This is a genomic window from Ancylobacter radicis, assembly GCF_018449475.1.
In the GTDB taxonomy this organism is placed as follows: domain Bacteria; phylum Pseudomonadota; class Alphaproteobacteria; order Rhizobiales; family Xanthobacteraceae; genus Ancylobacter; species Ancylobacter radicis.
Window position 1 is genome coordinate 241,126 of sequence record NZ_JAHCQH010000004.1, and the last position, 23,067, is coordinate 264,192.

A 23,067-nucleotide genomic window follows, 5' to 3' on the forward strand; every position below is an offset into this window, starting at 1 on the left:
CGTCACAGGCGGAGGCGGGGCATGTCGATCATCGGCGGGCAGGCGGTGGGCCAGTTCGGCCTCGCCCTCATCGTGCAGGACGTCGGCGCCGCCGCGGATTTCTACCGCGACGTCTTCGGCGCGCAGGAGGTGGCGCGGCACTTCGCGCCCAACCCGCTCGATCTGCCGGGGCCGGAGCCGGTGGCGGCCGAGCTGCGGCTGTCCGGCATCCATCTCATGGTGACGCGGGAGAACCCGCGCTGGCGCGAGGCGCCGCGGCCGGACTGGCCGCGCTCGCCCCGCGCGGCGGGGGCGGCCTCGGCCTATAGCGTGATCTATGTCGCGGATGTCGCGGCGGTGTTCGCCCGCGCCTGCGCCGCCGGGGCGCAGCCGAGCCGGCCGGGCGATGCGCCGGAGGAGGGCTATTGGGGCGACCGGATGATCCAGATCCACGACCCGTTCGGCCATGTCTGGCGCCTTCTCGAACGGATCGAGGAGGTGGAGGCGGCCGCCCTCGGCCCGCGTTTGGCTGCGCAGATCGCCGCCTATCGGCAGGCGCGCGACGCGCCGACGGCGCGGCCGGCTGAGGCGTGACCCTCAGGGCGCGAACCTTGCCACCAGATCGTAGACGTCGCCGCGAAACAGCTGGCGCACATAGGTGACAGTGTCGCCCGCGCGCCAGGTGCGCCGCTCCAGGCTCAGGCAGGCCGCGCCCTTGGCGAGGCCCAGCGCCTCCGCTTCGCGCGCGCTGGCGCCGACCGCGCTGATGCGATGCTCCGCCTCGGTCCACGGCACATGACGCAGCAGCCACGAGCCCGGCGGGGTCGCCGCGAAGTCGGCATCAGCCGCCTCGGGAACGGCGGCGAGGCTGATGAGCCGCGCCTCCAGCGCCAGCGGGCGGCCATTGGCGAGGTGCAGGCAGGACAGGTCCAGCACCTCCTGCCCATCCAGCCCCGGCGGTTCGGCCGCCTCGGCGGTGCGGCGCTTCCGGCTGATGAGCCGGTAGCCATAGGTCTCGCCGCGGGCGGCGATCTCGGCGGGAATGTCGGGGATACGCAGCACGGCGGAGTGAATGCGCGGCTGGGCGACGAAGGAGCCGGCCCGCCGGCGCCGCTCCACCAGACCCGCCGCCACCAGCCCGGCGATGACCTTGTTGACGGTCATTCGCGCGCAGCCATACTGCGCCATCAGCTCGTGCTCGAAAGGGATGCGGTGGCCCGGCGGCCAGGCGCCGGACAGGATTTTGCCTTCGAGATCGGCGCGGATGCGCTGGCCGAGTGGCTGGGGCGCCGGCAGGCTCGTCGAAGAATCGGCGGAGGGGGCGCCGCTTGCGCCATCACCGCCTCGCGTGGGTCTCATCTCGCCCATCTTCCGTCCTGCGTGCCCCACCCTCATTGCCGGCAGTTTAGCCGGCTCGGAGGTTATGTATAGACATTCCCGTCCCGCCGGACGCGATGTTGAGGCCGGGTCGGCGGCTCGCCCTTTAAAAGATGCCTGCGCGCGATGAGAACATATTGCGAACGGAGAACAAAACGGATACACACAAGGAAACAGCACCCGTCCCCCTTGCGTGCAACCCGGAGCCCGGCAATGACTCAATCGAGTTTGCGACTCGTCGAAGGATCTTCCATGGACAAGGCCAAGGCGCTGGACGCCGCCCTCACTCAGATCGAGCGCCATTTCGGCAAGGGCTCGATCATGCGGCTTGGCAAGAACGACAAGATCATGGAGATCGAGACGGTCTCCACCGGGTCGCTCGGCCTTGATATCGCGCTCGGCATTGGCGGCCTGCCGCGCGGCCGGGTGGTCGAGATTTTCGGGCCGGAATCCTCGGGCAAGACCACGCTCGCTTTGCACACCATCGCCGAGGCCCAGAAGAAGGGCGGCGTGTGCGCCTTCATCGACGCCGAGCACGCGCTCGACCCGATCTATGCCCGCAAGCTCGGGGTCGATCTCGACAATCTGCTGATCTCGCAGCCGGATGCCGGCGAGCAGGCGCTGGAGATCGCCGACACGCTGGTGCGCTCGGGCGCGGTGGATGTGCTGGTGGTCGATTCGGTCGCCGCGCTCACCCCGCGCGCCGAACTCGATGGCGAGATGGGCGATAACCAGCCGGGCATGCAGGCGCGGCTGATGAGCCAGGCGCTGCGCAAGCTCACCGCCTCGATCAACCGCTCGCACACCATGGTCATCTTCATCAACCAGATCCGCATGAAGATCGGCGTGATGTATGGCAGCCCGGAGACCACCACCGGCGGCAATGCGCTGAAATTCTATGCCTCGGTGCGCCTCGACATCCGCCGCATCGGCTCGATCAAGGATCGCGAGGAAGTGGTGGGCAACCAGACCCGCGTGAAGGTGGTGAAGAACAAGCTGGCCCCGCCCTTCAAGCAGGTCGAGTTCGACATCATGTATGGCGAAGGCGTCTCCAAGATGGGCGAGCTGATCGACCTCGGCGTCAAGGCCGGCGTGGTCGAGAAGTCCGGCGCCTGGTTCTCCCATGACAGCCAGCGCCTCGGCCAGGGCCGCGAGAACGCCAAGAACTTCCTGCGGCAGAACCCGGATGTGGCCGGCCGCATCGAGGCGACCATCCGCCAGAATGCCGGCCTGATCGCCGAGAAGATCCTCGCCGGCGAGGCGGGCGAGGGAGAGGATGAGGGTGGCGACGGCGAGCCGTGAGCCGTCGCGCCTTGAACCTCAGTTCGCGCTGATCGCGCTGCTCCGCCGGTGACGCGCCGGCGGGGCGTGTGCCCCGCGGCCGAGTCGGCACGCCACGCTTCGTGCCACCAAGTCTCGTGCACAAGCCGCGTGCCGCCGCCTCGTGCCCAGCCCTGCGCGCCAGGCGCGCGCTACGCCTGTGCGCCACGCCCTGTAACCATCCGGGACATTGCCCGAGTGGCCTTTCTGGACAAGGCGAGGGGGCGCCGTTAGAACCGTCTCGCGCCGCTGGGCGCGGGCCGGATGCGGATCAGCGCCGGCTGCCTTCTCCTTCTTCGGACTGGTTTCATGAGCGGCGTTAACGAGATTCGTTCGACCTTTCTCGACTATTTCGCGAAGCACGGCCACCAGGTGGTCGATTCCTCGCCGCTCGTGCCGCGCAACGACCCGACCTTGATGTTCACCAATGCCGGCATGGTGCAGTTCAAGAACGTCTTCACCGGCATCGAGAAGCGCCCCTATTCGCGCGCCGTGACCTCGCAGAAATGCGTGCGCGCCGGCGGCAAGCACAATGATCTCGACAATGTCGGCTACACCGCCCGGCATCACACCTTCTTCGAGATGCTCGGCAATTTCTCCTTCGGCGACTATTTCAAGGAGAACGCCATCGAGCTGGCGTGGAACCTGATCACCCGCGAGTTCGAGCTGCCGGTCGAGAAGCTGCTGGTCACCGTCTATTCCGAGGATGACGAGGCCTTCGCCCTCTGGCGCAAGATCGCCGGCCTGCCCGAATCGAAGATCATCCGCATCCCGACCTCGGACAATTTCTGGCAGATGGGCGATACGGGCCCCTGCGGTCCCTGCTCGGAGATCTTCTACGATCACGGCGCGCACATCCCCGGCGGCCCGCCCGGCTCGCCCGACCAGGATGGCGACCGCTTCATCGAGATCTGGAATCTCGTCTTCATGCAGTTCGAGCAGCTGCCGGGCGGCGAGCGGCTGAACCTGCCGCGCCCCTCGATCGACACCGGCATGGGCCTCGAGCGCGTTTCGGCGGTGCTGCAGGGCACGCATGACAATTACGAGATCGACCTCATGCGCGCGCTGACCGGCGCCGTCGAGGAGATGACCGATGTGCCGTCCACCGGCCCGCAAAAGGCCAGCCACCGGGTCATTGCCGACCATCTGCGCGCGGCGACCTTCCTGGTCGCCGATGGCGTGCTGCCCTCCAATGAGGGGCGCGGCTATGTGCTGCGCCGCATCATGCGCCGGGCCATGCGCCACGCGCAGCTGCTCGGCGCCCGCGATCCGCTGATGCACCGCCTGGTGCCGGTGCTGGTGCGCGAGATGGGCCGCGCTTACCCAGAGATCGTGCGCGCCGAGGCGCTGGTGAGCGAGACGCTGCGGCTGGAAGAGACGCGTTTCCGCAAGACGCTGGAGCGCGGCCTCTCGATCCTCGAGACCGAGAGCGAGGGCCTCGGCTCGGGCGCCAAATTCTCCGGCGACACCGCCTTCAAGCTCTATGACACTTATGGCTTCCCGCTCGATCTGACCGAGGACGCGCTGCGCGCGCGCGGCGTCAGCGTCGATGTGGAGAGCTTCAATGCCGCGATGGAACGCCAGCGCGCCGATGCCCGGGCCTCCTGGGCCGGCTCCGGCGAGGCGGCGACCGACACCATCTGGTTCGGCGTGCGCGACGATGTCGGCGCCACGGAATTCCTCGGCTATGAGACCGAGAGCGCCGAAGGCGTCGTCACCGCGCTGGTCAGCGAGGGGCGCCGCGTGAAGGAGATCGCCGCCGGCGCGCGCGGCCTCGTCGTGCTCAACCAGACGCCCTTCTATGCGGAATCGGGCGGTCAGGTCGGCGATACCGGCCGGATGACCGGCGAGGACGGGCTGGTGGTGCGCATTCTCACCACCCAGAAGAAGCTCGGCGACATCTTTGCCCATGAGGTCGAGGTCGAGAGCGGCACGCTGGCGATCGGCGCGGCGCTGGCACTCAGTGTCGATGGCGCGCGCCGTAGCGCGATCCGCGCCAATCATTCGGCCACCCATCTGCTGCACGAGGCGCTGCGCCGCGTGCTCGGCGACCATGTCGCGCAGAAGGGCTCGCTGGTGGCGTCCGACCGGCTGCGTTTCGACTTCAGCCACCCCAAGCCGCTCGACGCGGCGGAACTGCGGGCGGTGGAAGACATCGCCAATACCATCGTGCTGCGCAACGAGCCGGTGGTGACGCGGCTGATGGCGGTCGACGACGCGATCGAATCCGGCGCCCGCGCGCTGTTCGGCGAGAAATATGGCGATGAGGTCCGCGTGGTCTCGATGGGCACCGATCCCGGCAATGGCGCGCCCTATTCGGTCGAGCTGTGCGGCGGCACCCATGTGGCGCGCACCGGCGATATCGGCCTCGTCACCGTGCTGGCGGAGAGCGCGGTCGGCGCCGGCGTGCGCCGCCTTGAGGCCATGACGGCCGATACCGCGCGCCATCATCTGTCCGGCGAGAGCCGCGCCCTGCACGCCGCCGCGGCGGCGCTGAAGGCGCCGGTCGGCGAGGTCGAGGCGCGCATCGTCCAGCTGGTCGAGGAACGCCGCCGGCTGGAGCGCGAGCTCGGCGAGGCCAAGCGCAAGCTCGCCATGGGCGGCGGCGAGGCCGGCGAGGACCCGGTGCGCCGCGTCGGCGCGGTCCAGCTGATGGCCCGCCAGGTCAGCGGCATCGACCTGAAGGATCTCAAGAGCCTGGTCGACGAGGGCAAAAAGCGCATCGGCTCGGGCATCGTCGCCATTGTCGGCGTGACCGAGGACGGGCGCGCGGGCCTCGTGGTCGGCGTCACCGAGGATCTCACCGGTAGCTATGACGCGGTCGCGCTGGTCCGGCTCGGGGCCGAGGCGCTGGGCGGCAAGGGCGGCGGCGGCCGGGCCGACATGGCTCAGGCCGGCGGCCCCGACGGGACGCGGGCCGGCGAGGCGCTCGCCGCCATCGAGGCGGCGCTGGCCGGCTGAGGCTGGCTTCACGCGGCAATGTTGCCCGGATACGTCCCGGCGGCGAAGGCGAGAGCCTGCGCGCCCGTGGTGGGTGCTCTGTGCTGTCGCGTCTGGGCAGGTGCGCTCCGGTGGGCGCGACGGCTCGGGATGCCGGTCGCGTGCCCGTTGGCGCGAGGCTCGGGATGTGGCGGCGACGACGGCTTCGCGCCGGCAAGGCGCGAGGCGTTTCGCAAGGTTGGCCGAGGGCGCGTCCCGTGGGATGCGCCGGTTGCGCGCGCTTCCGGGCGCGACGTCCATAGGTCGGCGTTGCGGCGAACAGGCGTGGCTCTGCCTGGCTGTGTGAATGGCCAGCCTTTCCGATCCTGTGCCGTGCGGCTCGGGGGAGCCGCCTCCGGCCGGCAAGGGCGGCGGCGGCCGGGCCGACATGGCTCAGGCCGGCGGCCCCGACGGGACGCGGGCCGGCGAGGCGCTCGCCGCCATCGAGGCGGCGCTGGCCGGCTGAGGCGCGCCTCACGCGGCAGGCCGCCCGGACACGTCGGGGGGCCGCAGGTGACAGTCTGCGTGCCGGTGTGGTGGGTGCGCTGTGCTGTCGTGTCTATGCAAGTGCGCTCCGGTGGGCGCGAGGGTTCGGGATGCCGGTCGTGCGCCTATTCGCGCGAGGCTCGGGATGTGGCGGCGACGATGCGGCTTCGGGCCGGCGAGGCCCGGGGCGCTGCGCAAGGTTAGCCGAGAGGCTCCCCGTGGGATGCGCCGGTTGCGCGCGCTTCCGGGCGCGACGTCCATAGGCCGGCGTTGTGGCGACCAGCCGTGGCTCTGCCCGGCAGGCCCGTCTGCGGGTAGTTGCCTTGCCGATTCTGTGCCGTGCGGTTCGGGGGAGCCGTCCCCGGCCGGTAGGATATTCGGCTCATGTCGCAGCGACGAGGCTTGGCGGCGACCATGCGAGGCTCTACCCGGCCGTGCCGGCTGCGTTAAGGGCCGTCCTTGCTGATTCTGTGGGGCGCCGCTATTGGCGGGCGCTTTCGTGGGGCGTCTTCGGCTAATGTCGTGGCGGGAAGGCGCCGCGCGGCGAAGTTCTGTGCGGGGGTACGATGATAATGGGCCGCGTGCTCACCCTGGGGGGCGCGGCATGGGTGCGGGTGGCCCGGCGCGGCCAAGCGCGGGCGTGAGGAGGCCGGAATGACGGCCCGGAAGAAAGCCGATGGCGGATCGGCGCCCTGGCGGCTCGCGCAGCGGCGGCGCTGCTACGAGATTCTCGAGCGCGATTCCGCCCATGATCGGCTCGCCGAGCGGGTCAATATCGCCCTCATCGTGCTCATCGTGGCCAATGTCGTCGTCGCCGTGCTGGAGACGGTGCCGAGCCTGCTGCTGCGCGACATGGTGTTCTTCCGCACGTTCGAAATTCTCTCGCTGGCGGTGTTCGCGCTCGAATATCTGCTGCGGCTATGGGCGGCGCCGGAGGATCCGCGCTATCGCGGCATGTCGGCGACACGGGCGCGGCTGCGCCATGCGGTGACGCCGGCGGCGATCATCGACCTCATCGCCTGGCTGCCCTTCCTGCTCTCGATGGTGGCCCATGTCGAACTGCGCACGCTGGCGATCTTCCGGCTGCTGCGCTTCGTCAAGCTGGCGCGCTACTCGCCGGGCATGCAGTCGCTGTTCGAGGTGCTGCACCGCGAGCGCCAGTCGCTGATCGCCTGTTTCTGGCTGCTGGCCGCTTCCGTGCTGATCTCGGCCTCGGCCATGTATGTCGCCGAGGGGAGCGTGCAGCCGGAGCATTTCGGCTCCATCCCCGCCGCCATGTGGTGGGCAATGACCACGGTGACGACGGTCGGCTATGGCGATACCTACCCGATGACGTCGGTGGGCAAGGTGATCGCCAGCCTGACCATGATCACCGGCATCGTGATGATCGCGCTGCCGGTCGGCATCATCGCCACCGCCTTTGTCGACGTGATCAAGCGGCGCGATTTCGTCATCACCTGGGGCATGGTGGCGCGCGTGCCGCTGTTCGCCGATCTCGATGCCGCCGGGATCGGCGAGATCCACAAGGCGCTTTCCGCCCATACCGCCCAGCCCGGCGAAATCATCGTGCGGCGGGGCGAGACGGCGCGCTCCATGTATTTCATCGCCTCGGGCGAGGTTCTGCTGGAATTCGCCGAAGAGACCGTGGTGCTGACCGAGGGGCAGTTCTTCGGCGAGATGGCGCTGGTGCGCTCGGCCAAGCGGGCGGCAACGGCGCGGGCGCGTTCGCGCTCCATGCTGCTGATGCTGGATGCCGGCGACCTCGCGGAGATCGTGCATCGCCACCCGGAAGTCGGTGCGCGTATCGCGGCGATGGCCAAGGACGTGGCCGGGCCGCATGCCCTGCACCGCAGCACGGACATTGCCAGCGGGGAAATCGACGCGTCGGAAACCGGGGCGGGCTGAACACGGGCCGCGCCGAAGCCCGGCCAGACCGGGGCACGGCAGGTTGCGCCAAGGATAGTCCAGACCGGGGCGCGGCAGGCCGCGCCGAAGGGGAGTCCAGATCGGGGCGCGGTGAGCCGCGCCGACGAGTAGTCCAATCCGGGACGCGGCGAGCCGCGTCCCGGGGGAGAGATCAGGCCAGCGCCTTGGCCAGGTTCTCGGAGATCTTGTCGAGGAAGCCGGTGGTGGAGAGCCACTTCTGGTCGGCACCGACCAGCAGGGCGAGATCCTTGGTCATGTAGCCGCTCTCGACCGTGTCGACGCACACCTTTTCCAGCGTGGCGCAGAAGGTGGCGAGTTCGGCATTGTTGTCGAGCTTGGCGCGGTGCGCGAGGCCGCGGGTCCAGGCGAAGATCGAGGCGATGGAGTTGGTCGAGGTCTCCTTGCCCTTCTGGTGCTCGCGATAGTGGCGGGTGACGGTGCCGTGCGCGGCTTCGGCCTCGACGGTCTTGCCATCCGGCGTCATCAGCACCGAGGTCATCAGGCCGAGCGAGCCGAAGCCCTGCGCCACGATGTCCGACTGCACGTCGCCATCATAGTTCTTGCAGGCCCAGACATAGCCGCCGGACCATTTGAGCGCCGAGGCGACCATGTCGTCGATCAGGCGGTGCTCGTACCAGATCTTGTGCTTCTCGAACTCGGCCTTGAACTCGGCCTCGTAGATCTGCTGGAAGATTTCTTTGAAGCGGCCGTCATACTGCTTCAGGATGGTGTCCTTGGTGGACAGGTACACCGGGTATTTGCGCATCAGGCCGTAATTCAGCGAGGCGCGGGCGAATTCGGTGATGGATTCGTCGATGTTGTACATCGCCATGGCGACGCCGGAATCCGGGTACTTGTAGACCTCGTGCTCGATCACCGCGCCGTCGTCGCCGACGAACTTGATGGTCAGCGTGCCGGGGCCGGGCACCTTGAAGTCGGTCGCGCGGTACTGGTCGCCGAAGGCGTGGCGGCCGACGATGATCGGCTGGGTCCAGCCCGGCACGAGGCGCGGCACGTTCTTGCAGATGATCGGCTCGCGGAAGATCACGCCGCCGAGGATGTTGCGGATCGTGCCATTGGGCGAACGCCACATCTTCTTGAGGTTGAATTCCGTCATGCGCCCCGCATCCGGGGTGATGGTGGCGCACTTCACGCCCACACCGACGCGCTTGATCGCCTCGGCCGCGTCGATCGTGACCTGATCCTCGGTGGCATCGCGGTTCTCGACGCCGAGGTCGTAATATTCCAGGTCGATGTCGAGATAGGGGTGGATCAGCTTGTCCTTGATGTACTGCCAGATGATGCGGGTCATCTCGTCGCCATCGAGTTCGACGACCGGATTCTCGACCTTGATCTTCGCCATGGGTTCCTACCTCGCACGGATGCCGCTTCGTAATGGGGCCTCGGCATCGGTCCGCGCAGCCGACACCGGTGAAGGCGTGATACCGCGCCGCAGCGGCAAGCGAAAGCTCGCCGCGGCACGACTTTGGCGGTAATTCGCGGCAACGCCGCATCTGCGGGGCGGCCAGGGCGGCGAGGGGAGATTTCCCGCCGGCGGGAAATGCTCTAGGAGGGCATCATGACCATGCCCTTCCTCCTTTCCGTTTCGTCCGCCCAGTGCGGGGCCGCCCGATGACCGGCGCCGGCACCAATCGCAGTCTCGACTGGCCCGAGGGCGGGCCGGTGGTTGTCCTCGTCGAGCCGCAGCTTGGCGAGAACATCGGCTCGGCCGTGCGGGCGATGGGCAATTTCGGCCTGACGCGGCTGCGCATCGTCAATCCGCGCGAAGGCTGGCCGAATCCGAAGGCGGTGACCTTCGCCTCCGGCGCCGACCGCATTCTCGACGAGGCGGAGATCTTCCCCGATCTGCGATCGGCCATCGCCGACCTCAATTTCATCGCCGCCGCCACGGCCCGCGAGCGCGGCATGCAGAAAAGCGTGATCGGCGCCGACCAGTTCGCCCGTGAGGCGGCCGGGCGCATCGCCGGCGGGGAGCGGGTGGGGCTGCTGATCGGGCGCGAGCGCACGGGGCTCTACACCGAGGAGGTCTCGCTCGCCGATGTGATCCTCACCTTGCCGGTGAACCCGGCCTTCGCCTCGCTCAATCTGGGCATGGCGGTGGCGGTGATCGCCTATGAATGGTTCAAGCTCGCCTCGGGTGGGGCGCTGCCGTTCCAGCCGCCGGACCGCTATGCGGTGGCCGACAAGGCGGACCTGCTCGCCTTTTTCGACCATGTGGAGCACGAACTCGAGGCGGCGCTGTTCTTCCGCTCGCCGCAGAAGAAGCCGGTGACGATCCGCAACATCCGCAACATCTTCCACCGGGTCGGGCTGACCCGGCAGGACATTGCCACCCTGCACGGCATGGTCACGGCGCTGGTGGAGGGGCGGGGCCTGCGCGAGGCGCGCACCGCCGCCCGGCTCGGCCGGGAGATAGGCAAGGAGAAAAGCGGGCAGGAGGATGAGCGCGGGGGCGGGAACGAGGACGGGAACGGGGGCGAACGCTCCTAACGTTCCGTTCACCAAGATGCGCGACACTGCGATGCGCCATAATCCTGCCGGGGATGGAGGACATCAGATGCGCATCGAGGCGTCTCCCGCGTCAGCCCTGAGCGGACCTTTCGGCGTCGCGATCCCTCATGCCAGCGGGCCGTCCGCCGTGTCGTCGTCGCCCAGCCTCACCCATACCCCGACCGCGCTGCGCGCGCCGACCATACTGGTGTTCGATTCCGGGCTCGGCGGGCTCTCCGTGTTCCGCGAACTGGCCCGCGCGCGCCCCGATGCCCGCTTCGTCTATGCAGCCGATGATGCCGCCTTCCCGATCGGCTCCTGGGAGGAGCCGGCCCTGCTGGCACGGCTCGGCATGGTCATCGACGCACTGATCGCCCGCACCGCGCCGGACGCCGTGGTGATCGCCTGCAACACCGCCTCGACGCTGGTGCTGCCGAGCCTGCGGGCGCGCCATTCGATTCCGTTCGTCGGCACGGTGCCGGCGATCAAGCCGGCCTGCGAAAGCTCGCTCACCCGGCAGGTCAGCGTGCTCGCCACGCCCGGCACGGTGAAGCGCGATTACACGCAGACGCTGATCCGCGACTTCGCCGGCAATTGCGCGGTGACGCTGGTCGGCTCCACGCGCCTTGCCGCGCTGGCGGAGGCCGCCATGGCCGGCGAGGAGGTGGCGGATGAGGATTTCGCCGCCGAGATCGCCCCGGCCTTCGTGCGCGCGGGCAAAGCGCGCACCGATGCGGTGGTGCTGGCGTGCACGCATTACCCGCTCGTGCTCGGCCGGCTCCAGAAGGTGGCGCCCTGGCCGGTGCGCTGGATCGACCCGGCGCCCGCCATTGCCCGCCGGCTGACCGCGCTGCTGGGTCCCGTCGCCTTCGCCGCGAGCCCGGCGCCGCTGCGCCTGTTCTCGACCGGGCGGCCGCTGGATGCGGCGCTGGTCGAATCGATTGCCGGGCGCGCCGCCCGTGCCGGCGAGGTGCTGGCGCTGGATATCGCGGCGGCGTGACCGCTCCGGGCGTGAGCCTGTGCGCCCCGCGCCTTGCCGAAACCATGATGGCCGGCCAGCATGATGTATCGGCTGGCTGAGAACAGATGTGCGGGAGAATGTCCTTCGTGACCTATACAGGCCGCCCCGCCACAGGCGTGGTTCCATCCGGCGTCAGCCGCCGCCATCTGCTCGCGGGCGGCGTGGCGCTGGCGGGTGCCGGGCTTCTGGGACTGTCGCCCGGCGCGCAGGCGCAGCAGGCCGCCAAGCCGTTCGATGTCTGGCTGGCCGAATTTCGCGGCCGGGCGCGTGCCAAGGGCATTTCCGACGCGGTCTATGACCGGGTGACACGCGGGCTGGAGCCGGACATCTCTGTCTATGCCAAGGACAGCGCGCAGCCGGAATTTCGCGAGCAGCTCTGGCAATATCTCAACCGGCGCATCTCCGACTGGCGGCTCAATACCGGCCGCGTGGCGGCGCAGAAGAACGCCGCGCTGCTGAAGCGCCTGCAGGGCGATTTCGGCGTCGAGCCGGACGTGCTGCTCGGCCTGTGGGGCATGGAGAGCGCCTTTGGCGAGCTGGTCGATGATCCCGACCACATGAAGCCGGTCTTCCCCGCGCTCGCCGCGCTCGCCTGGGGCGAGCCGCGCCGGCGTAAATATTGGGAGACCGAGTTTCTCAACGCGCTCGCCATCGTCCAGCGCGGCTGGGGCGAGCCGGACGGGATGCACGGTTCCTGGGCCGGCGCCATGGGCCATACGCAGTGGATGCCGGAGGTCTGGCTCAATCTCGGCGTCGATTATGACGGCAATGGCGCGCCCTCGCCCTATTCGGTGCCGGACGCGCTGGCCGGTTCCTCGCGCTATCTGATCAAGCGCGGCAGCTACCAGCGCGGCCTGCCCTGGGGCTTCGAGGTGCGTATGGACGGGGTGCCGGACAAGCTCGCCGACGCCAAGACCCGCCGCGCCGTCGCCGACTGGGCCAAGGCCGGCGTCACCCCGGCGGGGGGAGGGCGGTTCGACTTCCCCAAGGCGACGGCGCGGCTCTGGGCCCCGGTCGGGCCGGAGGGGCCGTGCTTCCTGCTGACGCAGAATTTCTACGCCGTGCGCAGCTACAACCCCTCGATGAACTACGCGCTGGCCGTCTGCCATCTCGGCGACCGGGTGCTGGGCGGCGAGCCTTTCATCACGCCCTTCCCCGGCGGCGAGCGGGCGCTGACGCTGGCGGAGATCCAGGAGGTGCAGCGCCGCCTCACCCGCGCCGGCTTCGATACCGGCGGCACGGATGGGCGGGTGGGCAACATGACCATGCGCGCGGTGGCGAATTTCCAGAAGAAGATCGGCATGGAGCCGGACGGCTATGCCAGCCTCGACGTGCTGGCGGCGCTGAAGAAGGGGCGATGATTCGAGTGGAATTGGGTTGAGGCACTGCTTATATTCATGTGATGGGCGCCATACCGTTTGATACGCTGAAGCTGGCGAGAACATTGCGCGACAAGGCGCACTTCACCGCCGAGCAGGCGGAGGGTGTCGCGGATGCGCTGGCGGACGCCTTTCAGGACCGTGTGGCTACCAAGGACGACCTTGCCCTGTTGGAGCAGCGGCTGACGATCAAGATCGGCGGGATGCTGGTTGTGGCCGTCGGCGTGCTGACCGCCCTCCTCAAGCTTATCCCCTGACGATCCCTCAACCCTTGACCTCCCAGCCTTTTGCGACTATGCACCGCCTCACTCGCGGGGCTGGCAACGGCCCCGTGTTACGTTTCACGCACCCGTGGACCTGACCGGCGCGTTCGGACAGGGCCTGTCACTTCCCGAAAGGGAGGAGAGGAGGGGGCGCGATCCAACCCGCAACCTTGCGAAGAGGACCAGCGCATGACCAAGCGCGTTTCGGCCAAGCACAAGCTTGACCGCCGTATGGGCGAAAACATCTGGGGCCGCCCGAAGAGCCCCATCAATAAGCGTGAATACGGCCCGGGCCAGCACGGCCAGCGCCGCAAGGGCAAGGTTTCCGACTTCGGCGTGCAGCTGCGCGCCAAGCAGAAGCTCAAGGGCTATTACGCCTCGATCGGCGAGAAGCAGTTCCACGCCATCTATGTTGAAGCCTCGCGCCTCAAGGGCGACACCGGCGCCAACCTGATCGGCCTGCTGGAGCGCCGCCTCGACGCGGTCGTCTACCGCGCCAAGTTCGTCCCCACCGTGTTCGCCGCCCGCCAGTTCGTGAGCCATGGCCACGTCAAGGTGAACGGCCGCCGCGTCAACATCCCGTCCTACAAGGTGAAGGTCGGCGATGTGATCGAGGTCAAGGAAGCCTCGAAGCAGCTCGCGCTGGTCATCGAAGCCGCCGCCTCGGGCGAGCGCGACACTCCCGATTATCTGGAAGTCGACGCTGCCAAGGCGACCGCCAAGTTCGTGCGCGTGCCCGAGCTCAACGAGGTGCCCTATCCGGTCGTGATGGAGCCCAACCTCGTGGTCGAGTTCTATTCGCGCTGATCCCTCACCGGATCGCGAGAGACCAGAAAGCCGCCCTTCGGGGCGGCTTTTTTGTTGGTTCGGCCAGCGACAGGCAAGCAGGGAACGGACCGGCGGATCAGCCCGGCCAAAAGAAAAGCCGCCCCGAGAGGCGGCTTTCTCATATTTCAGTGGTGCGGCGACAGCCTCAGGCGGTGGCGCGGCCGGCGACCACGACGCCCTTTTCTTCCAGCAGGGTCTGCAATTCGCCCGCCTGATACATCTCGCGCACGATATCGCAGCCGCCGACGAACTCGCCCTTGACGAAGACCTGCGGGATGGTCGGCCAGTTGGTGTATTCCTTGATCCCGTTCCGGATCTCGTCGGAATCGAGCACGTTGATGCCCTTATAGTCGACGCCCAGCAGGTTGAAGACGTGCGCCACCTGGCCGGAGAAGCCGCACATGGGGAATTGCGGCGTGCCCTTCATGAAGACGACGACGTCGTTGCTCTTCACCTGGCTGTCGATGAAATCCTTGATGCTCATGGCATTGCCCTTTTGGCGGTCCCTTGCGGGAAACAGGTTGAGCGGCGCGGTGACCGGATCAGGTCACGCGGCCGCACTCAGTCCGGCACGTTGGTCTGAAGCGCAAGGGCGTGCAAGACGCCGCCCATCTGACCCTTCAGCGCCGCATAGACCATCTGATGCTGCTGCACGCGGCTCTTGCCGCGGAAACTCTCGCAGATGACGGTTGCGGCATAGTGATTGCCGTCGCCGGCAAGATCGCGGATCTCCACCGTCGCGTCCGGCAGACCGTCCTTGATCAGCCGTTCGATCTCGCCCGCTTCCATCGCCATCCCTGATGCTCCCTCACATCATGCCCGCGCCCATATAGATGGGCAGCCAGGCCTCGTGCCGCTCGCGCAGCGCGTCGATTACAATTGGGCGCTCGCCCGGTATATTCAACCGGTCGCCGGCCGTGGCGCCGATCTTCGACAGGGTGACGCCGGCGATCTCGGCCTGGCGCAGAACCTGCGCCTTCTCGCCGCTGGCGACGGTAATCACATAGCGCGCCTGATCCTCGCCGAACCAGTAGGCATGCGGGTTGATGCCCTCGGGCGCGAGCAGGTTGGCGCCGATGCCGGAGGCCATGGCCATCTCGGCCAGCGCCACCAGCAGGCCGCCATCGGATACGTCGTGCACGGCGGTGACGAGGCGGGCATCGATCAGCGCGCGGACGAAATCGCCGTTCTTGCGCTCAAGCTCCAGGTCGACCGGCGGCGGGGCGCCTTCCTCACGGTCGAGAATCTCGGCCAGGAAGGCGGACTGGCCGAGCCAGCCGGTGGTCTCGCCGACCACGAAGATGACCTCGCCGCCCGCCTTGAAGGCCAGCGTCGCCATGGTGTCGATGTCGTCGAGCACGCCGACGCCGCCAATGGTCGGGGTCGGCAGGATGCCGCGCCCATTGGTCTCGTTGTAGAGGCTGACATTGCCGGAGACGACGGGGAAGTCGAGCGCCAGCGCCGCCGCGCCGATGCCGCGCAGGCAGCCCACGAGCTGGCCCATGATCTCCGGCTTCTCGGGATTGCCGAAGTTCAGATTATCGGTGAGCGCCAGCGGGCGGGCGCCGACCGCGGTGATGTTGCGCCAGACTTCCGCCACCGCCTGCTTGCCGCCTTCGAACGGATCGGCCTCGCAATAGCGCGGGGTGACGTCGCAGCTCATGGCGAGCGCCTTCGGCCCGTCGAGCACGCGCACCACGGCCGCGTCGCCACCGGGGCGCTGGGCGGTGTTGTTGAGAATGAGGTAGTCGTACTGCTCCCAGATCCACCGCTTGGAGGCGAAGTCCGGCGAGCCGATGAGCCGCTCCAGCGCGCCCGGAATGGTCGCGCTGATTTCCAGCGCGGCCGGGTCGATGCGCTGCTGCTTGGGCGTCTCCACCCAGGGGCGGTCATAGAGCGGGGCTTCGTCGCCCAGTTCCTTGATCGGCAGGTCGGCTTTGATCTCGCCCTTGTGCTTCACCACGAAGCGCAGATCGTCGGTGGTGTGGCCGACAATGGCGAAGTCGAGCCCCCATTTGCGGAAGATCGCCTCGGCCTGCTCTTCCTTGCCGGGGGCGATGACCATGAGCATGCGCTCCTGGCTCTCGGAGAGCATCATCTCATAGGCGCTCATGCCGGTCTCGCGGCAGGGCACGTTGTCGAGGTCGAGCTCGATGCCGAGGTCGCCCTTGGCGCCCATCTCGACCGCCGAGCAGGTCAGCCCCGCCGCGCCCATGTCCTGGATCGCGACGACGCAGCCCGCTTCCATGATCTCAAGGCAGGCTTCCAGCAGCAGCTTCTCGGCGAAGGGGTCGCCGACCTGCACGGTCGGGCGCTTTTCCTCGGCGCCCTCGCCGAACTCGGCCGAGGCCATGGTGGCGCCGTGGATGCCGTCGCGGCCGGTCTTGGAGCCGAGATAGACCACGGGCAGGCCGACGCCGGTCGCCTTGGCGTAGAAGATCTTGTCCGCATCCGCGAGGCCGACCGCCATGGCGTTGACCAGCGGGTTGCCGTCATAGCGGGTGTGGAAGCCGACCAGGCCGCCCACGGTCGGGACGCCGAAGGAATTGCCATAGGAGCCGACGCCGCTCACCACGCCGGAGACGAGATGGCGGGTGCGCGGGTGCTTGGGATCGCCGAAGCGCAGCGCGTTGAGCGCGGCGATCGGGCGCGCGCCCATGGTGAACACGTCGCGCAGAATGCCGCCCACGCCCGTCGCCGCGCCCTGATGGGGCTCGATATAGGACGGGTGGTTGTGGCTCTCCATCTTGAAGACGGCGGCCTGGCCGTCGCCGATGTCGATCACGCCCGCATTCTCGCCCGGCCCCTGGATGACCCAGGGCGCCTTGGTCGGCAGGCCCTTCAGGTGCAGGCGCGAGGATTTGTAGGAACAGTGCTCGTTCCACATGGCCGAGAAGATGCCGAGCTCGGTGAAGCTCGGCTCGCGGCCGATGAGCTTGAGGATGCGCTCATACTCGTCCGGCTTCAGGCCATGCTCGGCGACGAGCTCGGGGGTGATCTTCGGTTCGAAGGAGGTCATGCGGGCCGTCTTACGTTTGCGGGGCGAGGCAGGGCGCGGCAGGCGAGGGACATGCTCTCAGGCCCGCTCCAGCGCCCCGGCGATGCTCTCGAACAGGGCGCGTCCGTCGGTCGGTCCGACCACCGGGTCGACATGGTTCTCGGGATGCGGCATCAGGCCGAGCACGTTCAGCTTCTCGGAGACGATGCCGCCGATCGAGTTCGCCGCGCCGTTCAGCACCTGCGTGTCGTCACGCTGGCCGCCGGGGCTGACATAGCGGAACACGACGCGGCCCTCGCCTTCGAGCCGCTTCAGCGTCTCGACATCGGCGGTGTAATTGCCCTCGCCATGGGCGACGGGGAAGCGGACCACCGCCCCCTTGGCATAGCGGCGGGTGAAGGGCGTGTCGTTGCGCTCCACCTTCAGCAGCGCCTCGCGGCAGATGAAGCGCAGGCGCGCATTGCGCACCAGCACGCCCGGCAGAAGGCCGCTCTCGCACAGGATCTGGAAGCCGTTGCAGATGCCGAGCACTAGACCGCCGCGGGCGGCGTGCTCGCGGACCGCATCCATGATGGCGGCACGGCCGGCGATGGCGCCGCAGCGCAGATAATCGCCATAGGAGAAGCCGCCGGGCAGCACCACAAGGTCGGTGCCGGCGGGCAGGGCGGTCTCGGCGTGCCAGACCATGGCCGGCTTCGAGCCGGTGATCATGGTCAGGGCGCGCGCGGCGTCGCCCTCGCGATTGGAGCCGGGGAAGACGAGAACGGCTGATTTCATGGGACGAGCGGGCTTTCGGTCAGTTCAAGACGGCGTTCGATCCGCTCCAGCCGGGCTTCGTGCCGCGTGAGCGTCGCATAGATGTTGTGGATGTCCTGCTGCATGGCGATCAGGTGCCCGCGGACCGCATTCAGCTCCGTCTTGACCTCCGAGACTGCATGCCGGGTCTCTGAGACATCCCTCTGGATCGTCTTCAGGACCTCATAGATCAGCTCGTTGGTGACGTCGGCCATGGCCCGGGCCTTCCCTTGCGTCGGATCAGTCTATCACCCGACAAACTCGATGCGGTAGGTTTCGATCACCGTATTGGCGAGCAGCTTTTCGCACGCTTCCTTGAGCGTGGCTTCCGCCTTGGCCGGGTCGGCGGCGTCGAGTTCGACGTCGAACACCTTGCCTTGGCGGACGCTGGCGACGCCGGGCACACCGAGCGAGCGCAGGGCGCCCTCGATGGCCTTGCCCTGCGGATCGAGCACGGCGGATTTGAGGGTGACGAGAACGCGCGCCTTCATGGGGACCACTCGTGAAAACTTGCTGTTGAAAACACAGACGGGGGCACAACTGGGCCCCCGCCTATCATCAGCCTGCGCCGGGCTCAATGCCCGATCAGGAATGGGAGACCACCGGAAGTCGCAACCCCCGGCGGGCTGGCTACTCTTCGGGCTCGGACTTCACCAGCACCGGGCCGGACTGGTTGCGCTCGTTCTCGGAGATGATGCCGAGGCGGCGCGCCACTTCCGAATAGGCCTCGACGAGGCCGCCCATGTCGCGGCGGAAGCGATCCTTGTCGAGCTTGTCGTTCGACTTGATGTCCCACAGGCGGCAGGAGTCCGGGCTGATCTCGTCGGCGACGACGATGCGCATCATATCGCCTTCCCAGAGCCGGCCGCATTCCATCTTGAAGTCGACGAGGCGGATGCCGACGCCGAGGAACAGGCCGGAGAGGAAGTCGTTCACGCGGATCGCCAGCGCGATGATGTCGTCGATCTCCTGGGTGGTGGCCCAGCCGAACGCCGTGATGTGCTCCTCCGACACCATAGGGTCGTTGAGCGCGTCGTTCTTGTAATAGAACTCGATGATCGAGCGCGGCAGTTGCGTGCCTTCCTCGATGCCGAGGCGCGTCGACAGGGAGCCGGCGGCGACATTGCGCACGACCACTTCGAGCGGGATGATCTCGACCTCGCGGATGAGCTGCTCGCGCATGTTCAGCCGCTTGATGAAGTGGGTGGGAACACCGATCTCGTTCAGCTTCAGGAAGATGTATTCCGAGATACGGTTGTTCAGCACGCCTTTGCCGTCGATGACGTCGTGCTTCTTGTTGTTGAAGGCAGTCGCGTCATCCTTGAAATGCTGGATCAGCGTGCCTGGCTCGGGGCCCTCATAAAGGACCTTCGCCTTACCTTCATAAATGCGGCGGCGGCGGCTCATGGGTGGGTACCGTCGGTTGAGGAAGTCCATTAGGATGCCGGGGCTCCGGTTCCGGGTTCACGGCTGGGGCGCGGCACGTGTACGCGAGGCGACGCGTTCTGGCGATGTCGTATCGCCGACGATTCGTTTCGCAGTGGCACCATCGCCCACGGGCGGACACTAGCCGATCGGCGGTGCGGATACAAACAGGACAGCGTTTGCGTGTAACCGGCAGATCGATCCGTGGCGTCGCCGCCGTGAGCGTCACATTGACGTAGGGAGCGGACAGGCGCCTCGATGACGTTGATTTGGGTGCGGTGTCGCGATAATCAAGCCCGCACTGACCGACAAACGGGGCCAAGCGCATGAGCACGTTCGACAACCGCGAAGAAGCGTTCGAAGCGAGATACGCGCATGACGAGGCCTTGAAGTTCAAGGCCAATGCCCGCCGCAACAAGGCGCTCGGTCTGTGGGCGGCGGAGAAGCTGGGCCTGACCGGCGCTGAGGCCGACGCCTATGCCCGCTCGATGATCGAGGCCGATCTCGAGGAAGCCGGCGACGAGGACGTGTATCGCAAGGTCAAGGGCGATCTCGACGCCAAGGGGCTCGACGTCTCCGAGCACCGCATCCGCCGCACCATGGAAGAATTGCTGGCCGAGGCGATCGTCCAGCTCAAGACTGAAGGCTGATCGCGGCCGCGTGCGGCAGTCGCGGCGGCGCGGGCTGATTCGGTCGCGCCGCTCACAATGGTTGCACCTTGGCAACCATCTTTCCGGCATTTGATTGCGGGCGGCGGTAATTGCGGGCATCCGTGAGGATGGCCGCGGCCGTCCGTCAGGGAAGGTCGTGGCATGGGAGGATCCCATGCGGTTCACGACATCGTTTTTGTTTGCCTCCGGCCTCATGCTCGCCGGGACGGCCACGGCCATGGCATGGCCCGCGACCACGCGCAGCAACGCCAATGTGCGGGGCGGGCCGGGGATCAATTACAATCTGCTGGGCACGCTGCCGGCCGGCGCGCCGGTCGAGGTGGTCGGCTGCGCGGGCGCCTGGTGCCAGACCGCCTATGGCTATGTGAGCGCGAACCTGCTGGTGCAGGCGGCGGGCGTGACGCCGGCTCCCGTCTTGGGCGGCGCGGTCGGCACGGCCTATCGCGCGCCGCTGGCCTCGGTTGCCGTCCCCAGCAATTACATCCCCGCCCCGGCGCCGCTCGCGGGGGCGGCGGCTTTGGGCTATGCGCCGGCCGGCACTGTGAGCGGCACGCCGGCGCTGGCGGGCCAGACCGATTCCGCCGGTGCCGGCAGCGACACCACCATGGCGGGGGCGCGCACCACCATCGGCACCACCAATGTGCGTTCCGGGCCGGGCACCGAATATGATGTGGTGAAGACGCTGCCGGACTTCACCAAGGTGGAAGTGACGGGCTGCGCCAATGGCTGGTGCCAGACCAATGAGGGCTATATCAGCCTGTATCTGCTCTCGCGCGGGCCGGTGCAGCAGGTGCTGAACGCAGCGGCGCAGCCGCGCGTGCCGGGTTCGCAGACGCGCGACGCGATCGCCTCCAACGCGGCGACGCAGGCGGCGATGGGCTATGGCGCGGTGGGTGCGGGCATGGCGGGCGCGGGTGTCGCCGTGCCGGGGGTCGGGGTGGCGCCGGGCTACAGCGCGGCCGGCCGGCTGGCTTATGGGGCCGGCAGCTACGCGGCCTCGCCGGCGGCTCCCGTCACCGCCGCCGGGGCGGCCGGCTCGGCGATGACCACCACCAATGTCAATGTCCGCTCGGGTCCCGGCGTCAATTACAACCTGCTGGGCACGCTGCCCGCCGGGGCGCCGGTGAGCGTCGTCTCCTGCGCCGGCTCCTGGTGCCAGACGCAATATGGCTATGTCAGCGCCCGGCTGATCCGGCAGGGAGCCGGCGCCGTCGCGCCCGCACTGCCGGCCTATGGCGCCCTGGGCGGCGCGCCCGTGGCGTCGGCCTATCGCGCGCCGCTGACCTCTACCGCTGTCCCCGGCAATTATATCCCTGCCCCGGCGCCGCTCGCGGGGGCGGCGGCCCTGGGCTATGCGCCGGCCGGCACGGCGAGCGCCACGCCGGTGCTGCCGCTGGTGGGCCAGACCGATTCCGCCGGTGCCGGCAGCGACACCACCATGGCGGGGGCGCGCACCACCATCGGCACCACCAATGTGCGTTCCGGGCCGGGCACCGAATATGATGTGGTGAAGACGCTGCCGGACTTCACCAAGGTCGAGGTGACGGGCTGCGCCAATGGCTGGTGCCAGACCAATGAGGGCTATATCAGCCTGTATCTGCTCTCGCGCGGGCCGGTGCAGCAGGTGTTGAACGCGGCGGCGCAGCCGCGCGTGCCGGGCTCGCAAACGCGCGACGCGATCGCCTCCAACGCGGCGACGCAGGCGGCGATGGGCTATGGCGCGGTGGGTGCAGGCATAGCGGGCGCAGGGGTCGCCGTGCCGGGGGTCGGGGTGGCGCCGGGCTATAGCGCGGCCGGCCGGCTGGCTTATGGGGCCGGCAGCTACGCGGCCTCGCCGGCGGTTCCGGTCACCGCCGCCGGGGCGGCCGGCTCGGCGATGACCACCACCAATGTCAATGTCCGCTCGGGTCCGGGCGTCAATTACAATCTGCTGGGCACGCTGCCCGCCGGGGCGCCGGTGAGCGTCGTCTCCTGCGCCGGCTCCTGGTGCCAGACGCAATATGGCTATGTCAGCGCCCGGCTGATCACGCAGCCGGGCGCGCTGACCGCGCGGCCGATGAGCGGCCTTGCTCCCGCGCCGCTCGCCCCCACCACGCTCGCTCCCACCACATTTGCGCCCGGCCGGGCCTATGCGCCGGCGGCGGCTTTCCCGGCCACGGCTCCCGCGGCCGGCATCGCTCCCGCCGGGGCGATGGCGACGGCCGGCGGGGCGACCTACAGCGCCACCACCACGCAGGCGGTGAATCTGCGCACCGGGCCGGGCACCGGCTATGACGTGCTCGCCACCCTGCCGGCGGGCACCGCCGTCGGCGTGCGCGGCTGCACCGGAAGCTGGTGCGAGACGGTCGATGGCTATGTCAGCGCCCGCCATCTCTCCGGCGCGGCGATAGGGCAAAGCGTCGGACAGGCGCAGGCGGCCCGCGTCATCGTGCGCCCGGCGCCGGCGCGGGCGGTTGCCTCGTCGCGCCCCACCTATGCCGACCCGATGCTCGCCAGCGACGTCGTTCCCGCCGGCTATGAGGTCACCGCGCCCTATCCCGGCCCGGTCTATCCGGGCATTGCCGTCCCGCCGGCCTATCCCGTGGGCGGCGCCATCCTCGCCGGACTGGCGGCCCCCTTCATCGGCATCGCCGCGGCGGTCGATGCGGTGGATGGCTATGGCGGCTACGGTTATGGCTATGGCACGGCCCCGTTCGGCTACGGCTGGGGCACCGCCTGGCGCGCGAGCTGGGGGCCGGGCTATTGGGGGCCGGGGCTTTATGGCCGCAACGGCGCGAGCTATTGGGGCGCGCGTACCAGCTATTGGGGCGGCCGTCCGAGCTACGCCAACATGCATCCGGGCTATCCCAACATTGCCCGTTTCGGCGATCGCAATGGCGATACCTACTGGTCGCGGCGCGGCGAGGGGCGTCTGCCGCAGCGCGCGAGCTTCTATTCCGGGCTCGGGCCGCGCTGGCAGGGGCCCTATGCGGCCGGGCCGTCCTATAATGGGCGTCCGGTCATGTGGCGCCCGCGCGCGGCGCGCTGGTGACGAGCCGGTGACGAGAGCGTGATCGACACGCTATTTACGTAGAGCAACCAATTCCGCCCCATTGCGTTGCTATTCCAC

Annotated in this window: 21 protein-coding genes; 12 read left to right on the plus strand and 9 right to left on the minus strand. The window is 68.4% G+C overall.

The window, feature by feature from the left end; all coding sequences use genetic code 11:
• Nucleotides 1–21: 21 nt before the first annotated feature.
• Nucleotides 22–573 (plus strand): VOC family protein, encoded by a 552-nt coding sequence (locus KIP89_RS01325; RefSeq protein ID WP_213753603.1) that lies wholly within the window; start codon nt 22–24, stop codon nt 571–573.
• A gap of 3 nt (nt 574–576) precedes the next feature.
• Here KIP89_RS01325 and hutC read toward each other — a convergent pair whose 3' ends face one another.
• Entirely contained in the window at nt 577–1,338 is a 762-nt protein-coding gene (hutC, locus tag KIP89_RS01330; protein WP_213753604.1) for a histidine utilization transcriptional repressor HutC, read from the minus strand.
• A 231-nt stretch (nt 1,339–1,569) separates the two neighbouring features.
• On the opposite strand from hutC, the gene recA reads away from it, so the two are divergent.
• The 4 genes from recA (at nt 1,570) to KIP89_RS01350 (ending at nt 8,046) form a co-directional block, all read left to right on the plus strand.
• Nucleotides 1,570–2,658 (plus strand): recombinase RecA, encoded by a 1,089-nt coding sequence (gene recA, locus KIP89_RS01335; protein WP_213753605.1) that lies wholly within the window; start codon nt 1,570–1,572, stop codon nt 2,656–2,658.
• A 327-nt stretch (nt 2,659–2,985) separates the two neighbouring features.
• Complete coding sequence (alaS, locus tag KIP89_RS01340) at nt 2,986–5,637, plus strand: alanine--tRNA ligase (protein WP_213753606.1); 2,652 nt, start codon at nt 2,986–2,988, stop codon at nt 5,635–5,637.
• A 325-nt stretch (nt 5,638–5,962) separates the two neighbouring features.
• Entirely contained in the window at nt 5,963–6,121 is a 159-nt protein-coding gene (locus KIP89_RS01345; RefSeq protein WP_213753607.1) for a hypothetical protein, read from the plus strand.
• A 674-nt stretch (nt 6,122–6,795) separates the two neighbouring features.
• A complete protein-coding gene (locus tag KIP89_RS01350) occupies nt 6,796–8,046 on the plus strand; it encodes a cyclic nucleotide-gated ion channel (protein ID WP_213753608.1) in 1,251 nt (416 codons plus the stop codon).
• Between the two features lie 172 nt (nt 8,047–8,218).
• Here the strand turns inward: KIP89_RS01350 and KIP89_RS01355 are convergent, their stop codons facing one another.
• Nucleotides 8,219–9,430: an NADP-dependent isocitrate dehydrogenase gene (locus tag KIP89_RS01355; RefSeq protein ID WP_213753609.1), complete on the minus strand. Its 1,212-nt coding sequence runs from the start codon at nt 9,428–9,430 to the stop codon at nt 8,219–8,221.
• Nucleotides 9,431–9,699: 269 nt separating this feature from the next.
• Between KIP89_RS01355 and KIP89_RS01360 the strand changes: the two genes are divergently transcribed.
• The 5 genes from KIP89_RS01360 to rpsD all read left to right on the plus strand — a co-directional run bounded on the left by KIP89_RS01360 (nt 9,700) and on the right by rpsD (nt 14,048).
• Nucleotides 9,700–10,578 carry an RNA methyltransferase gene (locus tag KIP89_RS01360; protein WP_213753610.1) on the plus strand — a complete coding sequence of 293 codons (879 nt, stop codon included), beginning with the start codon at nt 9,700–9,702 and terminating at the stop codon, nt 10,576–10,578.
• 67 nt (nt 10,579–10,645) lie between these two features.
• The gene (murI, locus tag KIP89_RS01365; protein WP_213753611.1) at nt 10,646–11,578 is read left to right on the plus strand and encodes a glutamate racemase; all 933 of its coding nucleotides are present in this window, start codon (nt 10,646–10,648) and stop codon (nt 11,576–11,578) included.
• 107 nt (nt 11,579–11,685) lie between these two features.
• Nucleotides 11,686–12,960 carry a lytic murein transglycosylase gene (locus KIP89_RS01370; RefSeq protein WP_369807019.1) on the plus strand — a complete coding sequence of 425 codons (1,275 nt, stop codon included), beginning with the start codon at nt 11,686–11,688 and terminating at the stop codon, nt 12,958–12,960.
• Nucleotides 12,961–13,001: 41 nt separating this feature from the next.
• Entirely contained in the window at nt 13,002–13,235 is a 234-nt protein-coding gene (locus KIP89_RS01375) for a hypothetical protein (protein WP_213753613.1), read from the plus strand.
• 195 nt (nt 13,236–13,430) lie between these two features.
• Complete coding sequence (gene rpsD / locus KIP89_RS01380) at nt 13,431–14,048, plus strand: 30S ribosomal protein S4 (protein WP_213753614.1); 618 nt, start codon at nt 13,431–13,433, stop codon at nt 14,046–14,048.
• A 166-nt stretch (nt 14,049–14,214) separates the two neighbouring features.
• Here the strand turns inward: rpsD and grxD are convergent, their stop codons facing one another.
• The 7 genes from grxD to purC all read right to left on the minus strand — a co-directional run bounded on the left by grxD (nt 14,215) and on the right by purC (nt 19,299).
• Nucleotides 14,215–14,553, minus strand: coding sequence for a Grx4 family monothiol glutaredoxin (gene grxD / locus KIP89_RS01385; RefSeq protein WP_213753615.1), 339 nt, complete (start codon nt 14,551–14,553; stop codon nt 14,215–14,217).
• Between the two features lie 77 nt (nt 14,554–14,630).
• Entirely contained in the window at nt 14,631–14,864 is a 234-nt protein-coding gene (locus tag KIP89_RS01390) for a BolA family protein (protein WP_213753616.1), read from the minus strand.
• 13 nt (nt 14,865–14,877) lie between these two features.
• Nucleotides 14,878–17,088, minus strand: coding sequence for a phosphoribosylformylglycinamidine synthase subunit PurL (gene purL, locus KIP89_RS01395; RefSeq protein WP_213753617.1), 2,211 nt, complete (start codon nt 17,086–17,088; stop codon nt 14,878–14,880).
• A gap of 57 nt (nt 17,089–17,145) precedes the next feature.
• Nucleotides 17,146–17,844, minus strand: a complete 699-nt coding sequence (gene purQ / locus KIP89_RS01400) for a phosphoribosylformylglycinamidine synthase subunit PurQ (protein ID WP_213753618.1) — start codon at nt 17,842–17,844, stop codon at nt 17,146–17,148.
• Complete coding sequence (locus tag KIP89_RS01405; protein ID WP_213753619.1) at nt 17,841–18,077, minus strand: hypothetical protein; 237 nt, start codon at nt 18,075–18,077, stop codon at nt 17,841–17,843. Before KIP89_RS01405 ends, purQ begins: the two co-directional genes overlap by 4 nt.
• A gap of 33 nt (nt 18,078–18,110) precedes the next feature.
• The gene (gene purS / locus KIP89_RS01410; RefSeq protein WP_213753620.1) at nt 18,111–18,353 is read right to left on the minus strand and encodes a phosphoribosylformylglycinamidine synthase subunit PurS; all 243 of its coding nucleotides are present in this window, start codon (nt 18,351–18,353) and stop codon (nt 18,111–18,113) included.
• A 139-nt stretch (nt 18,354–18,492) separates the two neighbouring features.
• On the minus strand, nt 18,493–19,299 hold the full coding sequence (purC, locus tag KIP89_RS01415; RefSeq protein WP_213753621.1) for a phosphoribosylaminoimidazolesuccinocarboxamide synthase: 807 nt from the start codon (nt 19,297–19,299) through the stop codon (nt 18,493–18,495).
• Between the two features lie 314 nt (nt 19,300–19,613).
• Here purC and KIP89_RS01420 point away from each other — a divergent pair, with 314 nt between their 5' ends.
• Nucleotides 19,614–19,937, plus strand: a complete 324-nt coding sequence (locus tag KIP89_RS01420) for a DUF1476 domain-containing protein (protein WP_213753622.1) — start codon at nt 19,614–19,616, stop codon at nt 19,935–19,937.
• 238 nt (nt 19,938–20,175) lie between these two features.
• Nucleotides 20,176–22,989 (plus strand): SH3 domain-containing protein, encoded by a 2,814-nt coding sequence (locus KIP89_RS19705; protein ID WP_250152104.1) that lies wholly within the window; start codon nt 20,176–20,178, stop codon nt 22,987–22,989.
• Nucleotides 22,990–23,067 lie beyond the last annotated feature (78 nt).

What these genes read in the sequence shown, in the direction of transcription:
- KIP89_RS01325 (WP_213753603.1), top strand. Translation starts at nt 22, where the DNA reads ATGTCGATCATCGGCGGGCAGGCGGTGGGCCAGTTCGGCCTCGCCCTC.
- hutC (WP_213753604.1), bottom strand. Translation starts at nt 1,338, where the DNA reads ATGAGACCCACGCGAGGCGGTGATGGCGCAAGCGGCGCCCCCTCCGCC.
- recA (WP_213753605.1), top strand. Translation starts at nt 1,570, where the DNA reads ATGACTCAATCGAGTTTGCGACTCGTCGAAGGATCTTCCATGGACAAG.
- alaS (WP_213753606.1), top strand. Translation starts at nt 2,986, where the DNA reads ATGAGCGGCGTTAACGAGATTCGTTCGACCTTTCTCGACTATTTCGCG.
- KIP89_RS01345 (WP_213753607.1), top strand. Translation starts at nt 5,963, where the DNA reads ATGGCCAGCCTTTCCGATCCTGTGCCGTGCGGCTCGGGGGAGCCGCCT.
- KIP89_RS01350 (WP_213753608.1), top strand. Translation starts at nt 6,796, where the DNA reads ATGACGGCCCGGAAGAAAGCCGATGGCGGATCGGCGCCCTGGCGGCTC.
- KIP89_RS01355 (WP_213753609.1), bottom strand. Translation starts at nt 9,430, where the DNA reads ATGGCGAAGATCAAGGTCGAGAATCCGGTCGTCGAACTCGATGGCGAC.
- KIP89_RS01360 (WP_213753610.1), top strand. Translation starts at nt 9,700, where the DNA reads ATGACCGGCGCCGGCACCAATCGCAGTCTCGACTGGCCCGAGGGCGGG.
- murI (WP_213753611.1), top strand. Translation starts at nt 10,646, where the DNA reads ATGCGCATCGAGGCGTCTCCCGCGTCAGCCCTGAGCGGACCTTTCGGC.
- KIP89_RS01375 (WP_213753613.1), top strand. Translation starts at nt 13,002, where the DNA reads ATGGGCGCCATACCGTTTGATACGCTGAAGCTGGCGAGAACATTGCGC.
- rpsD (WP_213753614.1), top strand. Translation starts at nt 13,431, where the DNA reads ATGACCAAGCGCGTTTCGGCCAAGCACAAGCTTGACCGCCGTATGGGC.
- grxD (WP_213753615.1), bottom strand. Translation starts at nt 14,553, where the DNA reads ATGAGCATCAAGGATTTCATCGACAGCCAGGTGAAGAGCAACGACGTC.
- KIP89_RS01390 (WP_213753616.1), bottom strand. Translation starts at nt 14,864, where the DNA reads ATGGCGATGGAAGCGGGCGAGATCGAACGGCTGATCAAGGACGGTCTG.
- purL (WP_213753617.1), bottom strand. Translation starts at nt 17,088, where the DNA reads ATGACCTCCTTCGAACCGAAGATCACCCCCGAGCTCGTCGCCGAGCAT.
- purQ (WP_213753618.1), bottom strand. Translation starts at nt 17,844, where the DNA reads ATGAAATCAGCCGTTCTCGTCTTCCCCGGCTCCAATCGCGAGGGCGAC.
- KIP89_RS01405 (WP_213753619.1), bottom strand. Translation starts at nt 18,077, where the DNA reads ATGGCCGACGTCACCAACGAGCTGATCTATGAGGTCCTGAAGACGATC.
- purS (WP_213753620.1), bottom strand. Translation starts at nt 18,353, where the DNA reads ATGAAGGCGCGCGTTCTCGTCACCCTCAAATCCGCCGTGCTCGATCCG.
- purC (WP_213753621.1), bottom strand. Translation starts at nt 19,299, where the DNA reads ATGGACTTCCTCAACCGACGGTACCCACCCATGAGCCGCCGCCGCCGC.
- KIP89_RS01420 (WP_213753622.1), top strand. Translation starts at nt 19,614, where the DNA reads ATGAGCACGTTCGACAACCGCGAAGAAGCGTTCGAAGCGAGATACGCG.
- KIP89_RS19705 (WP_250152104.1), top strand. Translation starts at nt 20,176, where the DNA reads ATGGCATGGCCCGCGACCACGCGCAGCAACGCCAATGTGCGGGGCGGG.